The following is a 23970-nucleotide window of genomic DNA, read 5'->3' on the forward strand; positions in this document are numbered from 1 at the left end:
GACAGCGGTCCGCTTTGCCTGAACTTGCTGCACTCCGTCCCCCGGCAAAGCATGAAGACGTGACCTATCTGCGTCTGCCTCATCTCCATGACGACCTGCTCTGCTTCGTGGCCGAGGACGACCTCTGGCTCGCCCCGCTGGACGGCCCCGGCCGCGCCTGGCGGCTCACCGTCGACCGCACCAAGGTGGGCCACCCCCGCTTCTCGCCCGACGGACGGCACCTCGCGTACACGAGCTGGCGCAGCCTGGTGCCCGAGGTCCATCTCGCGCCGGTGGACGGCGGCCCGGCCCGACAGGTGAGCCACTGGGGCAGCCCCGACACCCGGGTCTGCGGCTGGACTCCGGACGGCGAGATCCTGGCCGTGGCCTCGCACGGCGAGCCCTTCTCGTACTTCACCTGGGCGTACAAGGTCTCCCCGGACGGCGACCCGGGCCGCAAGCTGCCCTGGGGGCCGGTCGCCGACATCCAGGTCGCCGATCTGGACGGGGAGCGCAAGTCGCTCCTCCTCACCGGCACCCCGCCGCACGAACCGGCCGCCTGGAAGCGCTACCGGGGCGGGGCCATGGGCAGGCTGTGGCTGCACGGCGAACGGCTGCTCGAAGGCCTCGGCGGCCATCTGCACTCCCCCATGTTCGCCGGCGGCAGGATCGCCTTCCTCTCCGACCACGAGGGCGTCGGCAACCTCTACTCGTGTGCCTACGACGGCTCGGACCTGCGCCGGCACACCGATCACGACGCCTTCTACGCCCGGCACGCCGCCAGCGACGGCACCCGGGTGGTGTACCAGTGCGCGGGCGACCTGTGGCTGGTCGACGATCTGTCACCGGACTCCGAGCCGCGCCGGCTCGACGTACGGCTGAGCGGGCCGCGCGCGGGGCGGCGCCCGTACCAGGTGCCCGCGGCGCAGCACGTCGACGGCATCTCGGTCGACGAGACCGGGCGGGCCAGCGCGGTCGTCGTGCGCGGCAGCCTGTACTGGCTCACCCACCGGGACGGGCCGGCCCGCACCCTCACCGACACCCCGGGTGTCCGGGTGCGGATGCCGGAGATGCTGGGCGCGAGCGGGCGGGTGGCGTACGTGACGGACGCCGAGGGCGAGGACGCGATCGAGATCGCCTCCCTGCCCCGGGCGAGCGGCGACCGCGGGCCGAGGCGGCTGGCCTCGGGCGGACTGGGCCGGGTGCGCGAACTGGTGTCGGATCCGGAGGGCGAGCGGCTGGCGGTCGCCTCGCACGACGGGCGACTGCTGCTCGTGGACGTGGCCGAGGAGTCCGACGGGGAGGTCACCGAGTTGATCCGGTCGATCAACGGGCCCGTGCGCGACCTCGCGTTCTCCCCGGACGGGGCATGGCTGACCTGGTCGCATCCGGGGATCGGGCGGACCCTGCGGCAGATCAAGATGGCCCGCCTCGCCGGAACGGCAGAAGGGGACACGTTCATCGTCGACGTCACCAACGGCCGTTTCGAGGACGAGAACCCGGTCTTCACGCGCGACGGCCGCTACCTCGCCTTCCTCTCCTGGCGCGGCTTCGACCCCGTCTACGACGTGCACACCGGCGACCTGTCCTTCCCGCTGGGCTGCCGCCCGTATCTCGTGCCGCTGTCCTCCGCGACGCCCTCCCCGTTCGCGCTGAACCCGGAGGGCCGCCCGGCCGCCGGGGGCCTGGATCCGGTGGAGGACGATGAGAACGGGGACAACGGGGCGGTGACCGTCGAGGTCGAGGGGCTGGAGAACCGGGTCACGCCGTTCCCGGTGGCCGCCTCCAAGTACTCGGCACTGCACCCGGTGGCCGGCGGCGGGTTGGTGTGGCTGCGCTGGCCGATCTCGGGGGCGCTGGGCGAGACGTTCGCGAACCCGGACGACACCAGCGGCCGCCCGACCCTGGAGCACTTCGGCATCACCAAGGCCAAGAAGTCCGAACTCGCCGTGCACCTGGACTTCTTCGCGGTCAGCGGCGACGGCACGCGGCTGGTGATCGTCGACGAGGGCGAGCTGCGCGCGGTGCCCGCGACCGAGCCCGGCGACCTGGACACGACGGTGTGGATCGACGCGCGCCGCATCCTGCACGTGGTCGACCCGGAGGCGGAGTGGCGGCAGGCGTACGAGGAGGCCGGGCGGCTGATCCGGGCGTACTTCTGGGAGCCCGGCATGTGCGGCATCGACTGGGACGGGGTGCTGGACCAGTACCGTCCGCTGGTCGAACGGGTCGCCTCCCCGGACGAGTTCGCCGACCTGCTGCGCGAGGTGCTGGGGGAGCTGGGCACCTCCCACGCCTACGTCACCGCCGCCCGGCGCAACGAGGGCCCGCCGCACTACCAGCGCCGGCAGGGTCTGCTGGGCGCCAACTTCGTACGCCGGGACGGCGGCTGGATGGTCAAGCGGATCCTGCCCGGCGACTCCTCCGACTCCAAGGCCCGCTCCCCGCTGGCCGGTACGGGCATCCGCGAGGGGGCGATCCTGACCCACGTCGACGGCCGCCCGGTGGATCCGGACGCGGGCCCGTATCCGCTGCTGGCGGGCGCGGGCGGTACGACGGTGGAGCTGACCTTCTCCGCCGCGGAGAGCACGGGACCGCCCCGGCGGGTCGCCGTCGTCCCGCTCGTCGACGAACGGCCGTTGCGCTACCAGGACTGGGTGGCCAAACGCCGGACGGTGGTACGGGAGTTGAGCGGCGGGCGATGCGGGTATCTGCACATCCCGGACATGGGGGGTTCGGGCTGGGCGCAGTTCAACCGCGATCTGCGCATGGAGGTGTCGCGGCCCGCGCTGATCGTGGACGTGCGCGGCAACGCGGGCGGCCACATCAGCGAGCTGGTCATCGAGACGCTGAGCCGCACGATCCTGGGCTGGGATCTCACCCGCGACGCCCAGCCCGTGTCGTACACCTCGAACGCGCCGCGGGGCCCGGTGGTGGCCCTGGCCGACGAGGCGACCTCCTCCGACGGCGACATGATCACCGCCGCGTTCAAGCTGCTGAAGCTGGGCCCCGTGGTGGGACAGCGGACCTGGGGCGGTGTGGTCGGCATGACCGGCCGGCACGAGCTGGGGGACGGCACGGTCATCACGGTGCCGATGAACGCGGCCTGGTTCGACGCCTACGGCTGGTCGGTGGAGAACAAGGGCGTCGCCCCCGACATCGACGTCCTGCGCACCCCGCTGGACTGGGCGGAGGGCCGCCACGCCCAGCTGACCGACGCGGTGGAGCTGGCGCTCGGGCTGCTGGAGACCAACCCGCCGGCGAAACCGCCGACCTACAGCGACGTACCGGACCGCTCCCGTCCGAAGCTGCCGCCCAGGGCGTGAGGACGGCCCGAGGGTCCCGGACGTGAGGAAGGGGCGCCCCGCGCGAGGCACCCCTTCCCTTCAGCACGCAACGTCAGGCGTCGTAGTCCTGGTCGAAGCGGTCCTCCTGCTCGCGCTCCCGCTCACGCTCGCGCTGCGAGGGCTGCGAGGGGTCCATGTCCTCGTCACGCCGGCGACCGCGGCCCTGCATCTGCTCACGGGCCTGGTCGGCCTTCTGCTTGGCCTGGTTCTGCCACTGCTCGGACTTCTCCTGGAACTGGTCCTTCATACCCATGTGGGTTCACTCCCGTTGGGGGTGAGGGGATCTGGCTCGACCAGATTCACACGGCCCGTGACGCTGCGCATGTCGATCATTTACGGAGCGTAGTCCTCTGCTGTTCATCGGCCGCTCCGCCCGCCCCGACCAGGCCCGTGCGCATGCCGGTCAGCCGGTCCGCGAACCGCCGCATCTCGCGCTGGCCCACCGTCCCGATGATCCCGGGCAGATATCCGCGCACGCCCTGCATGCCGCGCAGCCACCACTGCCCGTAGACATGGCTCGACCGGCTCTCGATCCCGGCCACGAGCCGGTCCACCGCCGGGCCCAGCGGGTAGGTCTTGTTGGACGGCCAGGGCAGCCGCTGCCTCAACTCCCGCATGACGTCGTCCTGGTCGGCCCCGCGCACCATGTCGGTGTCGGTCCACGACAGGTAGCCGACGCCGACCTTCACACCCCGGTGCCCGACCTCGGCGCGCAGACTGTGCGCGTACGCCTCCACACCGGACTTGGACGCGCAGTACGCGGTCATCATCGGCGCCGGGGTGATCGCCGCGAGGGACGCGATCTGCAGCAGATAACCCCGGCTCTCCAGCAGCGGCGGCAGGAAGGCGCGGGCCGTCACCGCGGAACCGATCAGGTTGACCTCAATCACCCGCCGCCAGGACACCGGGTCGGAGTCGACGAACGGACCGCCCGTGGCGACACCGGCGTTGGCGACGACGATGTCGACCCGGCCGAAGCGCTCCATGACCTCCTGCGCGACCCGGGCCATCGCCTCGTGGTCGGTGACGTCGGCGTGCCAGTGGTCGCTGTCGCTGTGCAGCCGCCCGGAGACCTCCTTGAGCGCGTCCGGTTCGAGTCCGACCAGCGCCACCCTCACACCGCGCGCGGAGAGCTTGCGGGCCAGCAACTCCCCGACGCCGCGCGCCGCCCCGGTCACCACGGCGACCCTGCCTTCGAGGCTCACCCTGCTCATGCGCTCTCCTCGGATACGACCTGGATGTGTGCCTGGATGTGTGCCCGGACGAGTTCACGTATCTTGCCGGTGACCAGCTCGGGCGCCTCGATGGGCGTCATGTGGCCGATGCCGGGCAGCTCGGTGAGAGCGGTGCAGTGCGGCAGCGCGGCGGCCAGGGCCCGGGCGTGCACCGGCGGCGTGAGCCGGTCCGCCGTACCGGCCACCACGGCCGTGGGGACGTCCAGCTCCCGTACGCCGTGGTCCAGGTCGAGCAGGTCCAGCACGTGCGACCAGGCGTAGCGGACCTTGCGGGGGCAGGCGTGCACGATGCGGGCGCAGGCCTCGACCATGTCCGGGGCCGAACCCGGGCCCATCGTCCCGTACTTGAGGATCCGGCGGGCCAGGGGCGTGACCGGGCCGAGCGGCGCCCGGGAGCCGAGGATCCGCCGGGTCAGCCAGGTCCGCAGCCGCCCGGGCCGGAGGGGTACGACGGTGGAGGCCACGACCAGCTGCGAACTGCCCGTGCTGCACAGCAGGACGGCGGCGGCGTGCTCGCGGAAGGCGGTTCTCCCGGAGGTCGCCATCACGGTCATGCCGCCCATGGAGTGCCCGGCGATCACGGCCTGTTCGCCGGGCGCGAGGGTGGCTTCGAGCACGGCTTCCAGATCGTCGGCGAGGGCATCGGTGGTGCACGCGGGGCTCGCGGGGCTGCGTCCGTGGCCGCGCTGGTCGTAGGCGATGACCCGGTGGTCGGCGGCGAGGTCGCGTATCTGGGCCGCCCAGAAGGCGGTGGAGCAGGTCCAGCCGTGGGCGAGGACGACGGCGGGGGCTCCGTCGGGCCCGTGGGTCTCGACGTGCAGCCGGGCGCCGTCGGCGGAGACGGCGGTCAGTTCGCGCGCGGGGGCGGGCGGGGCGTAGCGCCCGGAGTCGACGGACAGGAGGCGGCTCACGCGTGCACCCCGGCCTTCTGTTCAGCAGCCTTCTCGGTCTCCGTCACGGGAGCCCGCAGGACGTCGTACTCCGCGAGGTCCACCCGCCGCGTCGCCTGCCGGAACTCGGCTGTCGTGCCGGGCCAGATGGTGGTGTTGCGGCCGCTCGCGTCGAGGTACCAGCTGGTGCAGCCGCCGGTGTTCCACACGGTCCGCTTCATGCGCTCCTGCACCCGGTGGTTCCAGGCACGCACGGCGCTCGGCCGGGCGTCGAGGGCGACCCGGCCGCCGAGGACGTCGACCTGTCGGACGAAGTCGGCCAGGTAGTTCAGCTGGGACTCGATCATGAGGATCATCGAGGAGTTCCCGAGGCCGGTGTTGGGCCCGATGATCGTCATCCAGTTCGGGAAACCTGCGGCGGAGGCGCCGCGCAGGGCCTCCATGCCGCCCTTCCAGCTCTCGGCGAGGGTCCGTCCGTCGGCGCCCACGACCCGCTCGGCGATGGGCATGTCGGTGACGCGGAACCCGGTGCCGAAGACGATCGCGTCCGCCTCGGCCTCGCTGCCGTCGGCGGCGACGAGGGTCGATCCGCGGACCTCGGTCAGCCCGCTCGCGACGACGTCCACATTCGGCTGCGCGAGCGCCGGGTAGTACTCGCTGGACAGCAGGATCCGCTTGCAGCCGATGCGGTAGTCGGGGGTGAGCTTCGCCCGCAGCGCCGGGTCCTTGACGGCGCGGGCCATGTTGCGCTTGGCCAGCCGCTCGACGAAACCGAGTTCGTTCGGCCGCTTGGTGAACGCCTGGACCTGCACCTCCCGGATGCCCCACAGCAGTCCGCGGCGCAGCTGCGAGGTGAAGGGCAGCTGCCGGTGGAGCCACCGCTCGGCGTCGCTGATGGCCCGGTCGACGCGGGGCAGCACCCACGGCGGGGTGCGCTGGAAGAGCGTGAGCCGCGACACGTCGGGCTGGATGGCCGGCACGATCTGGATGGCCGAGGCCCCCGTCCCCACCATCGCGACGCGCTTGCCGCGCAGGTCGTAGCCGTGGTCCCAGCGGGCCGAGTGGAAGACCTTGCCCGGGAAGGAGTCCAGCCCGGGGATGTCCGGGACCTTCGGGTCGGACAGCGGCCCGGTGGCGGAGACGACGATGTCCGCCGACAGGCTCCCGCTGCTGGTCTCGATGTCCCAGCACAGCCGCTCGGCGTTCCACGTCATCCGCTTCACCTCCGAGTCGAAGCGGATGTGCGGCCGCAGCCGGAAGGTGTCCGTCACGTGCTCCAGGTAGGCGCGGATGTGTTCCTGCCCGGAGAAGGTGCGCGGCCAGTCGGGGTTGGGCGCGAAGGAGAACGAGTACAGATGCGACGGCACGTCACACGCGCACCCCGGGTAGCTGTTGTCCCGCCAGGTCCCGCCGACGCTGCTCGCCCGCTCCAGCACGACGAAGTCGGTGACGCCCTCACGGCGCAGCCGCACGGCGGCCCCCAGCCCGCCGAACCCGGACCCGACCACCGCGACCCGCACATGCTCGCGTTCGTGTTCGCGTTCGCCCATGCCGACACCTCCACACACCACGAGAACCATGCCAGTGAACACTGGCGCAATGGGAGAGTAGGGCAGTCACGTACTGATGGGTAGGGGGCGGCCGAGGAAAGCTACCCTCGGTACGCCTTAAGGTGCCCAGGTGGCCGAGAAGCGTGAATACCGCATGGAAGAGCTGGCCCGCCTGGCCGGGATCACGGTGCGCACCCTGCGCTTCTACCGCGAACGCAAGCTGATCCCGCCGCCTCGCCGCGAGGGCCGTATCGCCTGGTACGACGACCATCACCTCAATCGCCTGCGCACGATCACGGCCCTGCTGGAACGCGGCCACACCCTCAGCGGCATCGCGGAGCTGGCGGAGGCCTTCGACCACGGCCGGGACGTCGGCGACCTGCTCGGCGTCGGCGCCCCCACGGAGGAGGAGCCGGTGCACCTCACCCCCGAGGAGCTCGCCGACCACTTCGCGGGCGAGGCGACCCCCGAGAACCTCGCCGCCGCCATGGAGCTCGGCTACCTCGGCACCGACGGCGACGAGATCGTCCACATCAGCCGCCGCCTCCTGGACGTCTCCTCGGCCCTGGTCCGCGAGGGCATCCCCCTCGCCGAGGTCCTCCGCGCGGCCAAACAGGTTCGCACCCACGCCGACGCCCTGGCCGAACTCTTCACCGGCCTGGTCCTGCGCCACGCCTCGGAGGACGACCTGCCCCGCCTGCGCCCGCTGGCCCGCAGCGTGGTGGAGGCGGAACTGTCCCTGGCGATGGACCGCAGGATGCGCAGGTCTTAGGCCGTGTCCTGACGGTCGTAGACGACGGTCACCGGCGCATGGTCGGACCACCGCTCCGCGTGCGTGGCGGCCCGCTCCACGAATCCCTTGACCGCCCGCCCGGCGAGACCCGGGGTGGCCACGTGATAGTCGATCCGCCAGCCGGTGTCGTTGTCGAAGGCCCGCCCGCGGTACGACCACCACGAGTACGGCCCCTCGGTGTCCGGGTGCAGGGCGCGTACGACGTCGACGTACCCGCCGTCCGCGGGATCGAAGACCTGGGACAGCCACTCCCGCTCCTCGGGCAGGAACCCGGAGCTCTTGGTGTTGCCGCGCCAGTTCTTCAGGTCGGCCCGCTGGTGGGCGATGTTCCAGTCGCCGCAGACGAGCACCTCGCGCCCCTCGGCGGCGGCCCGCTCCCGGAGCCCCTTCAGATGGGCGAGGAACTCGCCCATGAAGCGCTCCTTCTCGTCCTGCCGCTCGGTCCCGACCTCACCCGAGGGCAGATACAGGGAGGCGACGGTGACTCCCGGCAGATCGGCCTCCACATACCGCCCGCTGCCGTCGAACTCGGACGACCCGAACCCGACCTGGACCCGGTCGGGCTCACGCCGGCTGTAGAGGGACACCCCGGCCCGCCCCTTCGCGGCGGCCGGCGCGTGCACCACGTGCCAGCCCTCGGGGTCCCGGACGTGCTCGGGCAACTGCTCCGGCTCGGCCCGCACCTCCTGGAGACACAGCACGTCGGCATCGGTCTGCGCGAGCCACTCCACGAAACCCTTCTTCGCGGCGGCACGCAGCCCGTTCACATTCACAGAGGTCACAGTGAGCACCCCGGCACGATACCGGCACACTGGACGGCGTCCAGTTCCGGATCGAATACGGTAGCCGTCATGCAGATACGCCGGGTCTCCTTCGACCACCCCGACGCCGTGAAGCTGAACGACGAGGTCCAGGCCGAGTACGCCGTCCGCTACGGCGACGACGGCGATGCCACGCCCATGGCCGCCACGGACTTCGACCCGCCGAACGGCATCTACCTGGTCGCGTACGACGAGCTCGGCACCCCCGTCGCCTCGGGCGCCTGGCGCTCCCAGGACGCGAACGACGAAGGCAACCTGGACGGCGACGCCGAGGTCAAGCGGATGTACGTGATCGAGCAGCTGCGCGGCCGGGGCCTCGCCCGCCGCATCCTGGCCGCCCTGGAGGAGGACGCCCGCACGGCCGGCCGCATCCGCATGGTCCTGGAGACGGGCCTCAAGCAGCCGGAGGCCATAGCCCTGTACACGTCCAGCGGCTACGAGCCGTGCGCCAAGTTCGGCTATTACCGGCACCACGAGTCGAGCCGGTGCTTCGCGAAGCGACTCTGATCCCTGGCTGACGGGGGCTCAGCGCTCGCCTCGAGGTGAGATCGTCAAGAAGATCCACGGCGAGACCAAGCTTGGGCAAGCATGTGGTGCTGAACATACGTCAGAGCCCGGTCGGTTTCCCGACCGGGCTCTGAGCTGCGTGGACCTGAGGGGATTTGAACCCCTGGCCCCCTCGATGCGAACGAGGTGCGCTACCGGACTGCGCCACAGGCCCTTGCAACGAGTGAAACTTTAGCACCCCGATCGGCCTGCTTGGAAATCCGTTCCCGAGGGGCGGTCACCTGCGGCTTCGCGGGGCTACTCGTTGGCGGCCCGGGGCCGGTCCCCGTCCTCGTACTGGTCGAACAGCGGGGTGCGCCCGCGCTCCCGGGCCCGCCGTGCGGAGGCCGCACGGCGGGCGTCACCGCGGCCGCCGCCGTCCGCCCTCTCCTCCGTGCGGGCCTCCGCCTCGCCGGGGTCCGCGCTGTCGGCAGGGGCCGGGGCGTCCTCGTGATCGGGGGTGACGGTGCTCGACCGCGCCGAGCTCCAGGTGTCGGGCGCCGTGAGGTCCACGTCGCTGGTGGCCCGGGGCGCGACGGGTGCGGTCACATAGGTCGGCAGGGGTACCGGCACCGGCTCCCAGCTGTCGCCCTGTCCCGGGCGCCGCTGCCGCTCGCGCTGCTGGTCGACCCACTCGGCGTGGTCGGTCTGCTCGACGAGTGCGCGCCGGTCCGCCGCGAGGGCCGACAGGCCGGGGTCGGTCGCCGGCTCGGGTCCCGCCTCCGGTTCGTCGGCCGCTTCGTCGGTGGCGGCGTGCCGGCGGGGCTGCCGCTGGCGCTCCCGCAGCTGCTGGGCCGCGACCTCGGCCCGGCGGCGGTCCATCTGGTAGGTGAAGCGGCGGCGCTCCTGGGAGCGCAGGTACGCGATGTACACGCTGAGCATGACGGCGGGCACCCCGGGCGCCCACAGGAACGCGAGGCCCCCGACCGCGGCCACGATCGCACCCAGGGTGAAGGCGAGGAACAGCATGGTGGTGGTGCGCCGACGGCGGGCGAGCACCTTCGAGCGCCGGGCCCGCGCTGCGGCCGCCTGGTTCGCCTGGTTCGTCTTGTTCGCCCGGGGGGCCGCACCGCGCCGGGCGGCGGGCATCTGGCCCCGGCCGCGTTCGGCGCTCGCCCGGTCCTGTCCGGGTGCCGGGCGGGCCGGCTGCTCGGGGGCGGGCGACGGTACGGGCACCTGGGTCTGCGGACGCGTCTTGGACACGGCGAAGGCCCGGACGTCCACCGAGTCGGTGACGGCGTCCAGGTCGTCGGCGTCCTGCTCCCCCTCCTCGGCGGAGCGCGCCCGCAGGTCCTTGGCGTACCGGCGCTCCATGGCCGCCTTTCCGGACAGAAGCCGGATGGCGGTGCTGAAGCGTTCCGTCGGACGGGCCTCGTTCAGCTCGTCCTGCCTACGGAGCCACATCGGCACCAAGTAGGCGGCCCAGGCCCCGACAATGACTGCGTAGATGAGGCCGCTGCTGCTCACGCCTCACACGGTAGAGGGGTTTGCGTGAGGCCATCTGCCAATTGAGCCGGTGTGTCGCACGATCTGGCTGATATTTCTAACTTTTTTTGCGACCGATGCGATCAGCAGACCGCCCACGCCAGGAATTCAATGCCCCAAGATGGTCATCAGTCGATCAATTTCGAACACATATTCAATTTCCGGGGTGGTGCCGGATTCCCGGATTACTCTGCGATCGTGCCCGGTGCCAGCGCCTCAGCAACCCGTCCGGCACCTCTTCCGCCGTGAGCGCGAAGACGAGGTGGTCGCGCCAGGCCCCGTCGATGTGGAGATACCGCGGCCTGAGCCCCTCCTCGCGGAATCCGAGTTTCTCCACGACCCGGCGGCTCGGCCCGTTCTCGGGGCGAATGCAGACCTCGATGCGGTGCAGCCCGACCGTGCGGAAACAGTGGTCCACGACGAGCGCCACCGCCGTCGGCATCACGCCCCGGCCGGCCACCGCCTCGTCCACCCAGTAGCCGACATGCCCGGAGCACATCGAGCCCCAGGTGATTCCGGCCACGGTCAACTGCCCCACCAGCCGCCCCTGGTACTCGATGACGAAGGGCAGCATCCGGCCCGCGTTCGCCTCAGACCTCAGGTGGCGGACCATCTGGCGGAAGGTCGGGCGGTGCGCCAGCGGCCCGCCGGGCGTGGGCGGCGGAATGGTCGCCTCCCAGGGGCGCAGCCAGTCGCGGTTGCGCCGGTTGACCTCGCGCCACGCCCGCTGGTCGCGCAGCTTTATCGGCCTGAGGACGACATCGCCGTCCACCAGCTCGACGGGCCAGGATGGGCTGTTCAGCTCGCACCCCCACTGCCGGGTCTGGGGTGGTCACCGCCGCGGAGCTGCTCGACGGCGTGGACCAGCAGCGGCTCCAGGACCGCCAGGCCGTCCTTCACGCCGCCGCTGGAGCCCGGCAGGTTGACGATCAGCGTGCCGCCCGCCACTCCGGCCAGGCCCCGGGAGAGCGCCGCGGTCGGCACCTTCTCCCGGCCGAAGGCCCGGATGGCCTCGGCGATGCCCGGCACCTCGTGGTCGATCACCCGGCGCGTCGCCTCGGGGGTGCGGTCGGTGGGCGAGATGCCCGTGCCGCCGGTGGTGACGATGACGTCGTAGCCGGTCTCGACACCGGCGCGCAGGGCCGCCTCCACGGGGTCGCCGTCGGGGACCACCTGGGGGCCGTCGACCTCGAAGCCGAAACCCCTCAGGCCATGCGCGATCAGCGGACCGCCCTTGTCCTCGTAGATACCGGCGGCGGCCCGGTTGGAGGCGGTGACGACGAGAGCGCGATAGCTCATGCCCGGCTCCAGTCGCCCGACTTGCCGCCCGTCTTCTCCTCCACCCGTACGTCCGTGATGACCGCTCCCTTGTCGACCGCCTTGACCATGTCGATCACGGTGAGCGCGGCGACGGAGACCGCGGTGAGGGCCTCCATCTCGACGCCCGTGCGGTCCGTCGTCTTCACGGTGGCCAGGATCTCCACCGCGTCGTCCGCGACCGACAGGTCCAGTTTCACACCGGACACCGACAAGGGGTGACAGAGCGGGATCAGGTCCGGGGTGCGTTTGGCGCCCATGATCCCGGCGATCCGCGCGGTCGCGAGGGCGTCGCCCTTGGGGACGCCCTCGCCTCGCAGCAGTTCGATCACGCGGGGCGAGACGAGGACGCGTCCGCTGGCACGGGCGGTGCGGGCGGTCACGTCCTTCTCGGACACGTCGACCATGCGGGCGGCACCCGCCTCGTCGATGTGCGTCAGGCGGTCCTGCGTAGGGGGGTCCTGCATGCTCATGCTGTGTGGCGCTCCCGGTCCGGGCCTGCTGTGCGCGACACGGTACCCCCAACCAGCGCCTATCGGCCGAGCAGGACCACCTCGACCTCGGTGCCGGGCTCGACGGACTCGGTGTCCTCGGGGACGACGATCAGCGCGTCGGCGTGGGCGAGGGCCGCGATCAGGTGGGATCCGGCGCCGCCGACCGGGGTGACCCGGCCGTCGGCGTACGTGCCGCGCAGGAACTGGCGGCGGCCCTTCGGCGAGGTCAGCGTCTTGTCAGCGGTCAGGGTCGCCCGGGTCACCGGCCGGTGGACGTCCGCCAGGCCCATCAGGGCACGGATGGCGGGGCGGACGAACAGTTCGAAGGAGACGTACGACGACACCGGGTTGCCGGGCAGCGCCAGCAGCGGCGTGTGGTCGGGGCCGATGGAGCCGAAGCCCTGGGGCTTGCCGGGCTGCATGGCGAGCTTGCGGAACTCGATGCCGCTGCCCGCCTCGTCCGCGTCGGCGACGTGGGACAGCGCCTCCTTGACGACGTCGTACGCCCCGACGCTCACCCCGCCCGTGGTGACCACCAGGTCGGCGCGGACCAGCTGGTCCTCGATGGTGGAGCGCAGCGTCTCGGCGTCGTCGGCGACGGCGCCCACGCGGTAGGCGATGGCACCGGCGTCGCGGGCGGCGGCGGTGAGGGCGAAGCTGTTGGAGTCGTAGATCTGACCGGCGCCCAGTTCCGTGTCGGGCTGGACGAGTTCGCTGCCGGTGGAGAGCACCACCACGCGCGGGCGCGGGCGCACCCGGACCGTGCCGCGGCCGATCGCGGCGAGCAGGGCGATCTGGGGCGGGCCGAGGATCGTGCCGGCCTCCAGGGCGCGGTCGCCGGCCTTCACGTCACTGCCTTTCGCGCGCACGTGCGCGCGGGCCTCGGCCGGGCGGTACACCTGCACGTGCCCCGTGGCACCCTCGGGGCCGAGGCTGCGGGCGCGCATGCCGCGCACCGGGCCCTCGCCGAGCCCGCCGTCGGTCCACTCGACGGGCACGACCGTCTCGGCGCCGGGCGGCAGCGGGGCGCCGGTCATGATGCGGGCGGCCTGGCCGGGGCCCACGTGGAGCAGCTCGGCCTGGCCTGCGGCGACGTCCCCGACGACCTCCAGGGCCGCCGGGAACTCCTCGCTCGCTCCCGCCACGTCCGCGACACGTACCGCGTATCCGTCCATCGAGCTGTTGTCGAAGGGCGGCAGGGACACCGGCACCGTGACGTCCTCGACGAGGACGCAGCCCTGGGCGTCGAGCAGATGCAGCTCGATGGGTTCCAGGGGACGGACGGTGGCGAGGATGTCCTCCAGGTGCTCCTCCACCGACCACAGGTGGTCGGGGCCGGAGTGGTCCTGGCCGGTGACGCGGGTCGCGGCGCTGCTCAACGTGCTACATCTCCTCGGCTACGTAACTGCGAAGCCAGGTCCGGAAGTCCGGGCCCAGGTCTTCACGTTCGCACGCGAGTCGGACAATGGCACGCAGGTAGTCGCCGCGGTCGCCGGTGTCATAGCGGCGGCCCTTGAAGACGACGCCGTGCACCGGGCCGCCGATGGTCCCCGCGGCGGTAGCCGCTGATGCATGCGTCTCGGCGAGCTGCTGGAGCGCGTCCGTGAGCTGGATCTCGCCGCCGCGGCCCGGCTGGGTCTTGCGCAGTATGTCGAAGATGTGCGGGTCGAGGACGTACCGGCCGATGATCGCGTAGTTGGACGGGGCGTCGGCCGGGTCGGGCTTCTCGACCAGGCCGCTGACCTTGACGACGTCGCTGTCCTCGGTGGTCTCGACGGCCGCGCAGCCGTAGAGGTGGATCTGCTCCGGGGCGACCTCCATGAGCGCGATGACGCTGCCGCCGCGCTGCTCCTGGACCTCGACCATGCGCTGGAGCAGGGGGTCGCGGGGGTCGATGAGGTCGTCGCCGAGGAGGACGGCGAAGGGCTCGTCACCCACGTGCGGGGCGGCGCACAGGACGGCGTGTCCGAGGCCCTTGGGGTCGCCCTGGCGGACGTAGTGCATCGTCGCGAGGTCGCTCGACTCCTGCACCTTGGCGAGGCGGCCGGCGTCGCCCTTCTTCTGAAGCGCCGACTCCAGCTCGTAGTTGCGGTCGAAGTGGTCCTCGAGGGGGCGCTTGTTGCGACCCGTCACCATGAGGACGTCGTCGAGACCCGCGGCGACGGCCTCCTCGACCACGTACTGGATCGCCGGCTTGTCGACGACCGGCAGCATCTCCTTGGGAGTGGCTTTGGTGGCCGGCAGGAACCGGGTACCGAGGCCTGCTGCTGGAATGACAGCCTTGCTGATCCGAGGGTGCGACTGAGTCATGCCCGCCACCTTATCCGGTGCCTTTGCATGGAATCTGCGGCTCCGGTTCATAGGCGCTCATATGAGCGTATTGCAACGGTACGGGAGCAACCTTTGAGTCACATCGGACGTCCGGGCGAGCCTGACAAGCGGAGTTTGCGGCTGGAGTTCCTCGCGATGAGGAACAGGTTGACGGCGGATGACCTGCGGGAAACGTCCGCCGCGCTGGCCGGGCGGGCACTGGAGCTGCCCGAGTTGGCGCGGGCCGGGACGGTGGCGGCGTACGTCTCCGTGGGGAGCGAACCGGGGACGCCCGCGCTCCTGGACGCGCTGCGCGCCCGGGGCGTACGCGTCCTGCTGCCGGTCCTGCTGCCCGACAACGACCTGGACTGGGGCGTCTACGAGGGCGAGGGCTCGCTCGCGCGCGTCCAACACGGCGGCAGGATGGCCCTCTTCGAGCCCGCCGGCGAGCGCCTCGGGCCGGACGCCGTGACCACCGCCGACGCCGTGCTGCTGCCGGGGCTGGCGGTCGACGCGCGCGGCATGCGGCTGGGACGCGGCGGAGGCTCGTACGACCGTGTGCTGGCGCGGCTGGAGCGGGCGGGTGCGCATCCCGCGCTGGTGGTGCTGCTGTACGACTCGGAGGTGGTCGAGCACGTCCCCGGGGAGCCGCACGACCGGCCGGTGCACGCGGTGGTGACGCCGTCGGGGGTGCGGCGGTTCGGGCCGGAGACCTGACGCGAAAGCGGCCCGCCACGCACGCGTGGAGGGCCGCTTTCGGTTTCCGGTGTCAGCGGCTCACGGCTTGAGCACCAGCTTGTCCTCCGTGCCGTCCTCCACCGCCTTGTCCGAGAAGGACCACGGGAGCAGTTCGCCGTCGGCCCACTTGTCCGTCTGGTCGACGTAGTGGGCGCTGTAGGCGTGCCCGGAGGCGCCGCTGAGGTTGATCCAGCGGGACTTGTCGAGGTCGCCGAGGTTCACGACCATCCGCATGGACGGCACCCACACCACGCCGTAGCCGCCGGCCGCGTTCCAGCCGGTCGCGTTGACGGTGGCCTCGCCGCCGCTGAGCTCCCAGGGGCCGCGGTTGAGGGCGTACTGGACGAAACCGGGTCCCTCGGTGCCGAGGGTCTGGTTCTTCAGGAACAGGCGGTGCAGCCGTCCCCAGGTCCAGGTGTCGATGTCCTTGCCGAGCTTGGCGGTCAGCTCCCAGCGGGCGTCGATCATCGCCCGCTTGAACAGCTGGTCGCGGTTGACGGCGGCGGGTCGGGTGCCCGCCTTGGGCGTCTTCCACCAGTCGCTGTCCGGCTGGTCCATCAGCTTGCGGACGACCTCGAACCAGCGGTCGCCGCCGTCGGGCTGCGCCTGGTCGGGGTCGCGCTCGCCGCACTCGCGCACCTCCTCCGCCTCATCGGCGGGCCCGGTGGTGTTGACCGGCTTCACCCACAGGCACTGGCCCTTGACCCGCAGCTCCTTGGGCAGCTTGTTGCCGAAGGCGAGCTTGAGGATGTTGCGCCAGACCGCGTTGAAATAGGCGGCGGCCGCCGAGTCGGTGTCCTGGGTGTAGTCCCAGCCCTCCAGCAGCTTCTGCGCCTCGCGGACGTCCTTGTTCTCGGGGTCGATCTTGAGCAGCGTGGGCACCAGCAGCCGGGCGATCTCGCTGCTGTTGTCCAGCTGCATCTGGCGCATGTCGTCCGTCGAGATCTTGCCGCCGTCCTTGATCTTCGACTGGATCAGGTCGGTGATCCGCTGACTGCGCGTGCCGTAGCCCCAGTCCTCGGTGAGCGTGTAGGGGTACTTGTCCGGGTCGATCACGGCCTGGTTGGCGGTGACGATGTAGCCGCGGTCCGGGTTGTACTCGTACGGCAGCTCGTCCTGCCCGATGTAGCCGGTCCAGCGGTACTTGGGGTCCCAGCCGGGCGCCGGGACGGAGCCGTCGTCGTCCTGGGAGCGCTTGGGGATCCTGCCCGGCAGGGTGTAGCCGATGTTGTCCTCGGTGTCCGCGTAGACCAGGTTCTGCGAGGGCACGTCGAACAGGGCGGCGGCCTTGCGGAAGTCGGTCCAGTTCTTCGCCCGGTCCATGGCGAAGACGGCGTCCATGCTGGTGCCCGGCTGAAGCGCGGTCCAGCGCAGCGCGACGCCGTAGCCGTCGCCTCTGTCGGGTGCGGCGGTGTCGACGGTGGCCTTCTTGCCGACCTTCACGAGCTCCTTGGCCCGGTCGGACAGCAGGGGCCCGTTGTTGGTCTCGCGGACGACGATCTTCCGGGGCGAGCCGCCGGCGACCTTGATGGTCTCCTCGCGCGTCTCGAAGGGCTTGACCTTGCCGTCGTACAGGTAGCCGTCGCCGGTGATCTTCTCCAGGTAGAGGTCCGTGACGTCGACACCGGAGTTGGTCATGCCCCAGGCGATGTCCTGGTTGTGACCGATTATCACGCCCGGCACACCGGCGAAGGTGTAGCCGCTGACGTCGTACTGGCACGCGCTGGAGACGCTGCGGCAGTGCAGGCCCATCTGGTACCAGACGGACGGCAGCGAGGGCGACAGGTGCGGGTCGTTGGCCAGCAGCGGCTTGCCGGTGATGGTGTGCTGCCCGCTGACGACCCAGGAGTTGGAGCCGATGCCGTCGCCGTTCACGCCGACGGCCGGCGGGAGGTCGCTCAGGGCATCGCTGAGGCCGGTGAGCTGGCTGTCCAGTCCCGAGGTGCCGGAGGCGGTGCCCGAGGCGCCGGAGGCCGTGCCCGCCGTGCCGGCCGCGGTGCCGCCGGTTCCGCCTGTGCCCGTGCCGCCGGTGCCGGTGCCCGTGCCCGTGCCCGTGCCGGTGCCGCTCGTGCCGCCCTGTTCGAACGCGCCCGTCAGCTCGTCGTACTGGCCGTCCTGGACGATCGCCTTGTTCCGGCTGTACGGGTACCGCGGGTACAGCTCGGCGATCTGTTTCGGGCCGAGGCGGCTGGTCAGCAGGGCGCGGTCGATCTCGTCCTGCATGTTGCTGCGCAGGTCCCAGGCCATCGCCTTCAGCCAGGAGACCGAGTCGACCGGGGTCCACTTCTGCGGCTTGTAGTCGTTGGTGAAGCCGAGCGCCGCGTACTCCAGGGAGATGTCCTCGCCGTCCTTGCCCTGGAGGTAGGCGTTGACCCCCTCGGCGTAGGCCTGGAGGTACTTCTTGGTGGCGGCCGACAGCTTGGTGTCGTACTCCTCCTTGGCGACCCGCTCCCAGCCGAGCGTCCGCAGGAACTCGTCGTTGTCGACCTGGCTCTTGCCGAACATCTCCGACAGCCGGCCGGCCGCCATGTGACGGCGTACGTCCATCTCGTAGAACCGGTCCTGCGCCTGGACGTAGCCCTGCGCCATGAACAGGTCCGCGTCGGAGGAGGCGTAGATCTGCGGGATGCCGTAGCCGTCCCGTTTGACCTCGACGGGTCCCGAGAGGCCCTTGAGCGTGAGGGAGCCCTTGGTCTGCGGGAAGGAGGCCCGGACGGTGCTGATGGACCAGTACGCCCCGAAGGCGAGGCCTCCGATCAGTGCCAGCACCAGGACGAGCACGATCAGACGTGCTTTGCGCCCCTTTCTCCTGCCGGACTTGCCGGGCTGCTGACCCGTGGAGGCGGTGGTGTTCGGGGGCATCGCTGTCCTTGCTGTCCTAAGTCGAGCGGCAGGTTCGGCTGTGCTTTTAACTGAGCGCTGGAGCAACGATAGGCGCAGGGCCCTGCGCCCCTTGACGCGGAGTCGGGAACCAGCCCGGACGAGCGTTCGATCCCAGCCCCGGAAGTGTCAAGAAATCGTCAAGAGTTAGGTAAGGTAACGAAGTAGTTGGCGCGATGCGCCACAGCGTCATGTGCGATGTACGTGAGCCCACGCGCGCGTGCGGGTGGGCCAGGGAAGGATTCGGCCGCTGACTGTTCACCACCTCAACCAGCTCCTGCTCGTCTGCTCGCTCGTCCTGCTCGTCGCCGTCGCAGCGGTACGGATCTCCTCGCGCAGCGGGCTCCCCAGCCTGCTCGTGTATCTGGGGATAGGCGTCGCCATGGGCCAGGACGGCATCGGCGACATCCACTTCGACAACGCCGAACTGACCCAGGTCATCGGATACGCGGCCCTGGTCGTGATCCTGGCCGAGGGCGGTCTGGGCACGAAGTGGAAGGAGATCAAGCCGGCCCTGCCGGCCGCCACGGCACTGGCGCTGGTCGGTGTCGCGGTGAGTGTCGGGGTGACGGCGTCGGCCGCGCACTACCTGATCGGGCTGGAGTGGCGGCAGGCGCTCATCATCGGGGCGGTCGTCTCCTCGACCGACGCGGCGGCCGTGTTCTCCGTGCTGCGGAAAATCCCCCTCCCCGCGCGCGTGACGGGCACCTTGGAGGCGGAGTCCGGCTTCAACGACGCCCCGGTGGTCATCCTCGTGGTCTCGCTGTCCACGGCGGGCCCGATCGAGCACTGGTACGTGCTGCTGGGCGTGATCCTGCTGGAGCTGGCCATCGGCGCGGCCATCGGCCTCGCGGTGGGCTGGCTCGGCTCCTGGGGGCTGCGGCACGTGGCGCTGCCCGCCTCCGGCCTCTACCCGATCGCCGTCATGGCCATCGCCGTGGTGGCGTACGCGGCGGGCGCGCTGGCCCACGGCAGCGGATTCCTCGCCGTGTACCTCGCCGCGATGATGATGGGCAACGCGCGGCTGCCGCACTGGCCCGCCACGCGCGGCTTCGCCGACGGGCTGGGCTGGATGGCTCAGATCGGCATGTTCGTCCTGCTCGGCCTGCTGGTCACCCCGCACGAGCTGGGCGACGACATCATGCCCGCGCTCGCCATCGGGCTGGTGCTGACCATGGTGGCGCGCCCGCTGAGCGTGCTGGTCTCCCTGCGGCCCTTCCGGGTCCCCTGGCAGGAACAGGCCCTCATGTCCTGGGCGGGGCTGCGCGGGGCGGTGCCCATCATCCTTGCGACCATTCCCATGGTGGAGGGCGTCGAGGCGAGCCGCCGGATCTTCAACATCGTCTTCATCCTGGTCGTCGTCTACACCCTGGTCCAGGGCCCGACGCTGCCGTGGCTGGCCCGCAAGCTGCATCTGGGCGACGGTTCGGAGGCCGCCGACCTCGGCATCGAGTCGGCACCGCTGGAGCGACTGCGCGGGCATCTGCTGTCCGTGGCGATCCCCGAGGGGTCGAAGATGCACGGCGTGGAGGTCGCCGAGCTGCGGCTGCCGCCCGGTGCCGCCGTGACGCTCGTCGTGCGCGAGTCAGAATCGTTCGTTCCGCTCCCTACGACGGTGCTGCAGCGCGGGGACGAGCTCCTCGTCGTGGCCACGGATCCCGTACGGGACGCGACGGAGCGCCGGCTGCGCGCGGTGGGCCACGGCGGCAAGCTGGCCGGATGGCTGGGGACGGACGGGGCGAGTCAGTAGGGACGGTTTTGCGCCGTTCATGCTCATGATTTCACAGGTGGACGCACCCGCAGTGCTCTTTTTCACAGGCTGGCCACCCCCGGGCGCCTGTACGATGAAGGCATCACCCCAAGATCGAACCAACTCTGCCTGACGCAGAGCTGGCGCGACCGTATGGCGGTCGGGTCACCCCTCCTCACCGGGCCCCGGCATCTACCGCAGTTCCGCGCAAGAGGACAGCTCTCGGCGCCGCCCGCTCACGGGCCCGCGCTACCAGGCGGCAGAAAGGCACGGGCCGTGGCGTCCACGGTCACCTCGAAGAAGTCGAAGAACTCGACGGACTCGAAGAACTCGACGGACTCGAAGAAGTCGACGGACTCGAAGAAGTCGACGGCTTCCGCCCGCCCGGGATACGGCCGGCTGCTGCGCACCCGCGGCGCCTGGACCTTCCTGCTCCCCGGCTTCGCGGCGCGCCAGCCGTTCGCGATGCTGACCATCTCCATCGTGCTGCTGGTGCAGCACACCACCGGCTCGTACGGAGCGGCGGGCGCCGCCGCGGCCGTCACCGGTGTCTCCATGGCACTGTTCGCGCCCTACAGCGGCCGCCTCGCGGATCGTCACGGGCAGCGGGCCGTGCTGATCCCCGGCGTGCTGCTGCACGCGCTGTCCGGGCTGACGCTGACGGCGCTGGCGCTGACGGACGCCCCCTTGTGGGCGCTGTTCGCGGCGGCCGTCCCGACGGGTGCCTCGGTGCCGCAGGTCGGGCCCATGGTGCGGGCCCGCTGGGGAGTGAAGCTCAAGGACTCGCCGCTCATGACCACCGCGGCGGCCTTCGAGTCGGTCACGGACGAACTGACCTTCGTCGTCGGCCCGCTGCTGGCCACCGCCCTGTGCACGGCCGTCGACCCGGCCGCCGGGCTGGTCACGGAGGCCTCGCTGACCCTGATCGGCGGTCTGCTGTTCGCCGCGCAGAAGAGCACCCAGCCCTCGGTCGCAGGCGGCAGCGGCCACGCGCGCGTGGAGCACGCTTCCGCGCTGCGGATCCCCGGGGTGCGCGTGCTGATCGTGACGTTCCTGGGCATCGGGTCCGTCTTCGGCGGGATGCAGGTCTCGCTGGCCGCGTTCACCGAGTCGATCGGCGAACCGGGCCTCAACGGCGTCCTCTACGGGGTCTTCGCCGCGGGCAACATGCTCTCCGGCGTCGTCTGCGGGGCGATCGCCTGGAAGGTGGCCCCGCAGCGACGCCTCGTCGTCGGCTACACGGCGCTCGCGCTCACCGCGTCGGGCCTGTGGGCCGCCCACTCGGTGCCGGTCCTCGCCGGGCTCGGCCTGCTGGTCGGCATGTGCATCGCGCCCGCCCTGATCACCGGCTACACCCTGGTCGAGGGGCTGGTCCCGGCCGGTGCCCGCACCGAGGCCTTCACCTGGCTGACCGGCGCGGTGGCGCTCGGCCAGGCGGCCGCCGTCACGGTGGCCGGACAACTGGAGGACCGCTTCTGGGACGGTGCCGGTTTCCTGGTGCCGATGGGCGGTACCGTGCTCGCCCTGGCGACCCTCCTGGCCCTGCGTTCCCGGCTGGCGGGACGCGCCCAGGGCCGCACCGTCGCGCGTGGCGTGGGTCACCGCGTGCCGGTGGCAGTGGACTGAACGGCCGGAATACGTCAAGATGGATCGTCGTTAGCACTCATCGAGTGAGAGTGCCAGGAGGAAGACAGTGCCCACCTACCAGTACCAGTGCACCGAGTGCGGCGAGGGCCTCGAGGCGGTGCAGAAGTTCACCGACGACGCCCTCACCGAGTGCCCCAGCTGCAAGGGCCGCCTGAAGAAGGTGTTCTCGGCGGTCGGCATTGTCTTCAAGGGCTCCGGCTTCTACCGGAACGACAGCCGCGGCTCCTCGTCGAGCAGCGCCCCGGCGTCGAAGTCGTCGAGTTCCTCGTCGTCGTCCTCGGACTCCGGCTCGGCTTCCAGCTCCGGCTCGAGCTCGTCGTCGAGCACCGGCAGCTCCACCAGCAGCAGCACCGCCGCCTGAAGTCTGCTTCTCGAGGCTTCCTGAGGCTTCTCGAAGGCCTGTTTCTTACGGGACCCTGTCGCCTTTCGGCGACGGGGTCCTCGGCGTTTCCGCCTGCGGTTAGGGTGCGGGCATGGCGAACAAGGCGAACGTGGCGAACAAGGGGGACGCCGGGATCGGCGTCATCGGCGGCTCCGGGTTCTACTCCTTCCTCGACGACGTGACCGAGATCCAGGTCGACACCCCGTACGGGCCGCCCAGCGACTCCCTCTTCCTCGGCGAGATCGCCGGCCGGCGCGTCGCCTTCCTGCCCCGGCACGGGCGGGGGCACCACCTGCCGCCGCACCGGATCAACTACCGGGCCAACCTGTGGGCGCTGCGGTCGGTCGGTGTGCGCCAGGTGCTCGCCCCCTGCGCCGTGGGCGGCCTGCGTCCCGAGTACGGGCCGGGCACGCTGCTGGTGCCGGACCAGCTGGTCGACCGGACCAAGTCCCGCGCGAACACGTACTTCGACGGGCTGCCGCTGCCCGACGGGACGGTGCCGAACGTGGTGCACGCGTCGCTGGCCGACCCCTACTGCCCCGCCGGGCGGGCCGTCGCGCTGAAGGCGGCGCGCGGCCGTGACTGGGAGCCGGTGGACGGAGGCACGCTGGTCGTCATCGAGGGGCCGCGTTTCTCGACCCGTGCCGAATCGTTGTGGCACCAGGCGCAGGGCTGGTCGGTGGTGGGCATGACCGGCCATCCCGAGGCGGCTCTCGCCCGTGAGCTGGAGCTCTGCTACACGTCCCTGGCCCTGGTCACCGACCTCGACGCCGGCGCCGAGACCGGGGAGGGCGTCTCGCACGACGAGGTGCTGCGGGTGTTCGCGGCGAACGTGGACCGGCTGCGGGGCGTGCTGTTCGACGCCGTGGCGGGGTTGCCGGAGGAGGACAAGCGGGGCTGTCTGTGCGTGAACGCGCTGGGCGGGATGGATCCGGGGTTCGCGTTGCCGTAGGTGGCGGACTGTGCACTGGGGGCGGACCGCGGCGCGGAAGTTGCCGTTCGGGTGAAGGAGTTGTCCACAGGGCGGCGGTAGGTCCACAGGCCTGAGCGGGCGGTCGCGGGAAGCCTCATCGTGGGGAGCGCAAGCCGGTCGCTCGTCACAGGTGGTGGTTCCCCATGTCCCTCGCTCCGTCTTCCTCGTTCCCGACCCTGCCTTCCTGGTCTGCTGCCGCATGCCCGCCCGGCCCCGAGGTGCCGGCGACCCGTGAGGTGCCGCGGTTCGACCCCGTACGGGTACGCGGGCGGGCCGGGCGGCTCGTGCGCAACCGGCGGCGGGCCCTGGCCGTGGGACTCGCGGTCACCGCGACCGCGCTGGTGGCGGCGGGACCGCGGGGTGCCGACGGGGCCCGTGGGCATCCCCGGGCCCAGCCGCCCGCGCACGCAGCCCCGGTGTCCGGGGGGCAGGCCGTGCGCACGCGTCGCGCCGTGGGGGCTGTGACGGCCCCGGTCCGGATCGCCGACGCGGCTACCGTGCGTCTGCTGCGGCCCGGTGACCGGGTCGACGTCATCGCCGCCGCTGAGACGGTGCCGGGTGGCGATGCCCGGGTGATCGCGCGCGGGGCCCGGGTGACGAAGGTGCCGGAGCCGCTGGAGGACGCGAGCGGCACAGGGGCGCTGGTCGTGCTGTCGGTGCCCCGTGCCACTGCGGCCCGGCTGGCCGGCGCGAGCACCACCGCGCGGTTGGCGGTGACCCTGTGGTGACACCCCTGGTCTCGTCAAGTCGCTCGTTCGACGGACCCAGGTGCTCCGTTCGGAGCACCGTTGACGTAGGTTGCGGAGCGTTTTGTTCCGCAAGCTCGTGCGAGG

Annotated in this window: 21 protein-coding genes and 1 tRNA gene; 9 read left to right on the forward strand and 13 right to left on the reverse strand. The window is 71.4% G+C overall.

From position 1 onward, the window contains the following. Nucleotides 1-59 precede the first annotated feature (59 nt). Nucleotides 60-3305 carry a S41 family peptidase gene (locus AC07F0_RS00965; protein ID WP_478972532.1) on the forward strand — a complete coding sequence of 1082 codons (3246 nt, stop codon included), beginning with the start codon at nt 60-62 and terminating at the stop codon, nt 3303-3305. Between the two features lie 73 nt (nt 3306-3378). On the opposite strand, the gene AC07F0_RS00970 is transcribed toward AC07F0_RS00965, so the two are convergent. The 4 genes from AC07F0_RS00970 to AC07F0_RS00985 all read right to left on the reverse strand — a co-directional run bounded on the left by AC07F0_RS00970 (nt 3379) and on the right by AC07F0_RS00985 (nt 7001). Further along, nucleotides 3379-3579, reverse strand: coding sequence for a hypothetical protein (locus AC07F0_RS00970; protein WP_391078125.1), 201 nt, complete (start codon nt 3577-3579; stop codon nt 3379-3381). Nucleotides 3580-3655: 76 nt separating this feature from the next. After that, nucleotides 3656-4540: an SDR family oxidoreductase gene (locus AC07F0_RS00975; RefSeq protein ID WP_478972535.1), complete on the reverse strand. Its 885-nt coding sequence runs from the start codon at nt 4538-4540 to the stop codon at nt 3656-3658. Beyond that, nucleotides 4537-5472 carry an alpha/beta fold hydrolase gene (locus AC07F0_RS00980; protein ID WP_478972538.1) on the reverse strand — a complete coding sequence of 312 codons (936 nt, stop codon included), beginning with the start codon at nt 5470-5472 and terminating at the stop codon, nt 4537-4539. The genes AC07F0_RS00975 and AC07F0_RS00980 overlap by 4 nt, the downstream gene beginning before the upstream one ends. After that, nucleotides 5469-7001, reverse strand: coding sequence for a flavin-containing monooxygenase (locus tag AC07F0_RS00985; RefSeq protein WP_478972541.1), 1533 nt, complete (start codon nt 6999-7001; stop codon nt 5469-5471). The genes AC07F0_RS00980 and AC07F0_RS00985 overlap by 4 nt, the downstream gene beginning before the upstream one ends. 130 nt (nt 7002-7131) lie before the next feature. Here AC07F0_RS00985 and AC07F0_RS00990 point away from each other — a divergent pair, with 130 nt between their 5' ends. After that, nucleotides 7132-7773: a MerR family transcriptional regulator gene (locus tag AC07F0_RS00990; RefSeq protein WP_478972544.1), complete on the forward strand. Its 642-nt coding sequence runs from the start codon at nt 7132-7134 to the stop codon at nt 7771-7773. Here AC07F0_RS00990 and AC07F0_RS00995 read toward each other — a convergent pair. Further along, nucleotides 7770-8585, reverse strand: coding sequence for an exodeoxyribonuclease III (locus tag AC07F0_RS00995; protein WP_478972547.1), 816 nt, complete (start codon nt 8583-8585; stop codon nt 7770-7772). The genes AC07F0_RS00990 and AC07F0_RS00995 overlap by 4 nt on opposite strands. 60 nt (nt 8586-8645) lie before the next feature. Here AC07F0_RS00995 and AC07F0_RS01000 point away from each other — a divergent pair, with 60 nt between their 5' ends. After that, on the forward strand, nt 8646-9122 hold the full coding sequence (locus AC07F0_RS01000) for a GNAT family N-acetyltransferase (protein ID WP_478972550.1): 477 nt from the start codon (nt 8646-8648) through the stop codon (nt 9120-9122). A 140-nt stretch (nt 9123-9262) separates the two neighbouring features. On the opposite strand, the gene AC07F0_RS01005 is transcribed toward AC07F0_RS01000, so the two are convergent. The 7 genes from AC07F0_RS01005 to galU all read right to left on the reverse strand — a co-directional run bounded on the left by AC07F0_RS01005 (nt 9263) and on the right by galU (nt 14767). After that, nucleotides 9263-9336, reverse strand: a tRNA-Ala gene (locus AC07F0_RS01005). 83 nt (nt 9337-9419) lie between these two features. Further along, nucleotides 9420-10628, reverse strand: a complete 1209-nt coding sequence (gene sepX, locus AC07F0_RS01010; RefSeq protein ID WP_478972553.1) for a divisome protein SepX/GlpR — start codon at nt 10626-10628, stop codon at nt 9420-9422. 172 nt (nt 10629-10800) lie between these two features. After that, complete coding sequence (locus tag AC07F0_RS01015) at nt 10801-11421, reverse strand: GNAT family N-acetyltransferase (protein WP_478973552.1); 621 nt, start codon at nt 11419-11421, stop codon at nt 10801-10803. A 23-nt stretch (nt 11422-11444) separates the two neighbouring features. After that, nucleotides 11445-11945, reverse strand: a complete 501-nt coding sequence (locus AC07F0_RS01020) for a MogA/MoaB family molybdenum cofactor biosynthesis protein (protein ID WP_478972556.1) — start codon at nt 11943-11945, stop codon at nt 11445-11447. Continuing rightward, nucleotides 11942-12436, reverse strand: coding sequence for a cyclic pyranopterin monophosphate synthase MoaC (gene moaC / locus AC07F0_RS01025; protein WP_029180854.1), 495 nt, complete (start codon nt 12434-12436; stop codon nt 11942-11944). The genes AC07F0_RS01020 and moaC overlap by 4 nt, the downstream gene beginning before the upstream one ends. A 59-nt stretch (nt 12437-12495) precedes the next feature. Beyond that, a complete protein-coding gene (glp, locus tag AC07F0_RS01030; RefSeq protein WP_478972559.1) occupies nt 12496-13836 on the reverse strand; it encodes a molybdotransferase-like divisome protein Glp in 1341 nt (446 codons plus the stop codon). Nucleotides 13837-13840: 4 nt separating this feature from the next. Further along, entirely contained in the window at nt 13841-14767 is a 927-nt protein-coding gene (gene galU, locus AC07F0_RS01035; RefSeq protein ID WP_478972562.1) for a UTP--glucose-1-phosphate uridylyltransferase GalU, read from the reverse strand. A 156-nt stretch (nt 14768-14923) separates the two neighbouring features. On the opposite strand from galU, the gene AC07F0_RS01040 reads away from it, so the two are divergent. Further along, complete coding sequence (locus AC07F0_RS01040; protein ID WP_478972565.1) at nt 14924-15484, forward strand: 5-formyltetrahydrofolate cyclo-ligase; 561 nt, start codon at nt 14924-14926, stop codon at nt 15482-15484. A gap of 60 nt (nt 15485-15544) precedes the next feature. Here AC07F0_RS01040 and AC07F0_RS01045 read toward each other — a convergent pair whose 3' ends face one another. Then, nucleotides 15545-18367 carry a penicillin acylase family protein gene (locus AC07F0_RS01045; protein ID WP_478972568.1) on the reverse strand — a complete coding sequence of 941 codons (2823 nt, stop codon included), beginning with the start codon at nt 18365-18367 and terminating at the stop codon, nt 15545-15547. A gap of 238 nt (nt 18368-18605) precedes the next feature. Here AC07F0_RS01045 and AC07F0_RS01050 point away from each other — a divergent pair, with 238 nt between their 5' ends. The 5 genes from AC07F0_RS01050 (at nt 18606) to AC07F0_RS01070 (ending at nt 23865) form a co-directional block, all read left to right on the forward strand. Continuing rightward, complete coding sequence (locus tag AC07F0_RS01050; RefSeq protein WP_478972571.1) at nt 18606-20135, forward strand: potassium/proton antiporter; 1530 nt, start codon at nt 18606-18608, stop codon at nt 20133-20135. Between the two features lie 276 nt (nt 20136-20411). Next, entirely contained in the window at nt 20412-21761 is a 1350-nt protein-coding gene (locus AC07F0_RS01055; RefSeq protein WP_478972574.1) for an MFS transporter, read from the forward strand. A 67-nt stretch (nt 21762-21828) separates the two neighbouring features. Further along, nucleotides 21829-22143 (forward strand): FmdB family zinc ribbon protein, encoded by a 315-nt coding sequence (locus tag AC07F0_RS01060; protein WP_478972577.1) that lies wholly within the window; start codon nt 21829-21831, stop codon nt 22141-22143. A gap of 112 nt (nt 22144-22255) precedes the next feature. After that, a complete protein-coding gene (locus AC07F0_RS01065) occupies nt 22256-23116 on the forward strand; it encodes an S-methyl-5'-thioadenosine phosphorylase (protein WP_478972580.1) in 861 nt (286 codons plus the stop codon). Nucleotides 23117-23280: 164 nt separating this feature from the next. Next, a complete protein-coding gene (locus tag AC07F0_RS01070) occupies nt 23281-23865 on the forward strand; it encodes a hypothetical protein (protein ID WP_478972583.1) in 585 nt (194 codons plus the stop codon). Nucleotides 23866-23970 lie beyond the last annotated feature (105 nt).

It is taken from the genome of Streptomyces sp. NPDC045955 (assembly GCF_056430805.1).

Excerpts from the sequence above, each read along its gene's own strand:
- AC07F0_RS00970 (WP_391078125.1), bottom strand. The coding sequence starts at position 3,579 with ATGGGTATGAAGGACCAGTTCCAGGAGAAGTCCGAGCAGTGGCAGAAC.
- AC07F0_RS00975 (WP_478972535.1), bottom strand. The coding sequence starts at position 4,540 with ATGAGCAGGGTGAGCCTCGAAGGCAGGGTCGCCGTGGTGACCGGGGCG.
- AC07F0_RS00985 (WP_478972541.1), bottom strand. The coding sequence starts at position 7,001 with ATGGGCGAACGCGAACACGAACGCGAGCATGTGCGGGTCGCGGTGGTC.
- AC07F0_RS01000 (WP_478972550.1), top strand. The coding sequence starts at position 8,646 with ATGCAGATACGCCGGGTCTCCTTCGACCACCCCGACGCCGTGAAGCTG.
- AC07F0_RS01020 (WP_478972556.1), bottom strand. The coding sequence starts at position 11,945 with ATGAGCTATCGCGCTCTCGTCGTCACCGCCTCCAACCGGGCCGCCGCC.
- moaC (WP_029180854.1), bottom strand. The coding sequence starts at position 12,436 with ATGAGCATGCAGGACCCCCCTACGCAGGACCGCCTGACGCACATCGAC.
- galU (WP_478972562.1), bottom strand. The coding sequence starts at position 14,767 with ATGACTCAGTCGCACCCTCGGATCAGCAAGGCTGTCATTCCAGCAGCA.
- AC07F0_RS01040 (WP_478972565.1), top strand. The coding sequence starts at position 14,924 with ATGAGGAACAGGTTGACGGCGGATGACCTGCGGGAAACGTCCGCCGCG.
- AC07F0_RS01045 (WP_478972568.1), bottom strand. The coding sequence starts at position 18,367 with ATGCCCCCGAACACCACCGCCTCCACGGGTCAGCAGCCCGGCAAGTCC.
- AC07F0_RS01065 (WP_478972580.1), top strand. The coding sequence starts at position 22,256 with ATGGCGAACAAGGCGAACGTGGCGAACAAGGGGGACGCCGGGATCGGC.
- AC07F0_RS01070 (WP_478972583.1), top strand. The coding sequence starts at position 23,281 with ATGTCCCTCGCTCCGTCTTCCTCGTTCCCGACCCTGCCTTCCTGGTCT.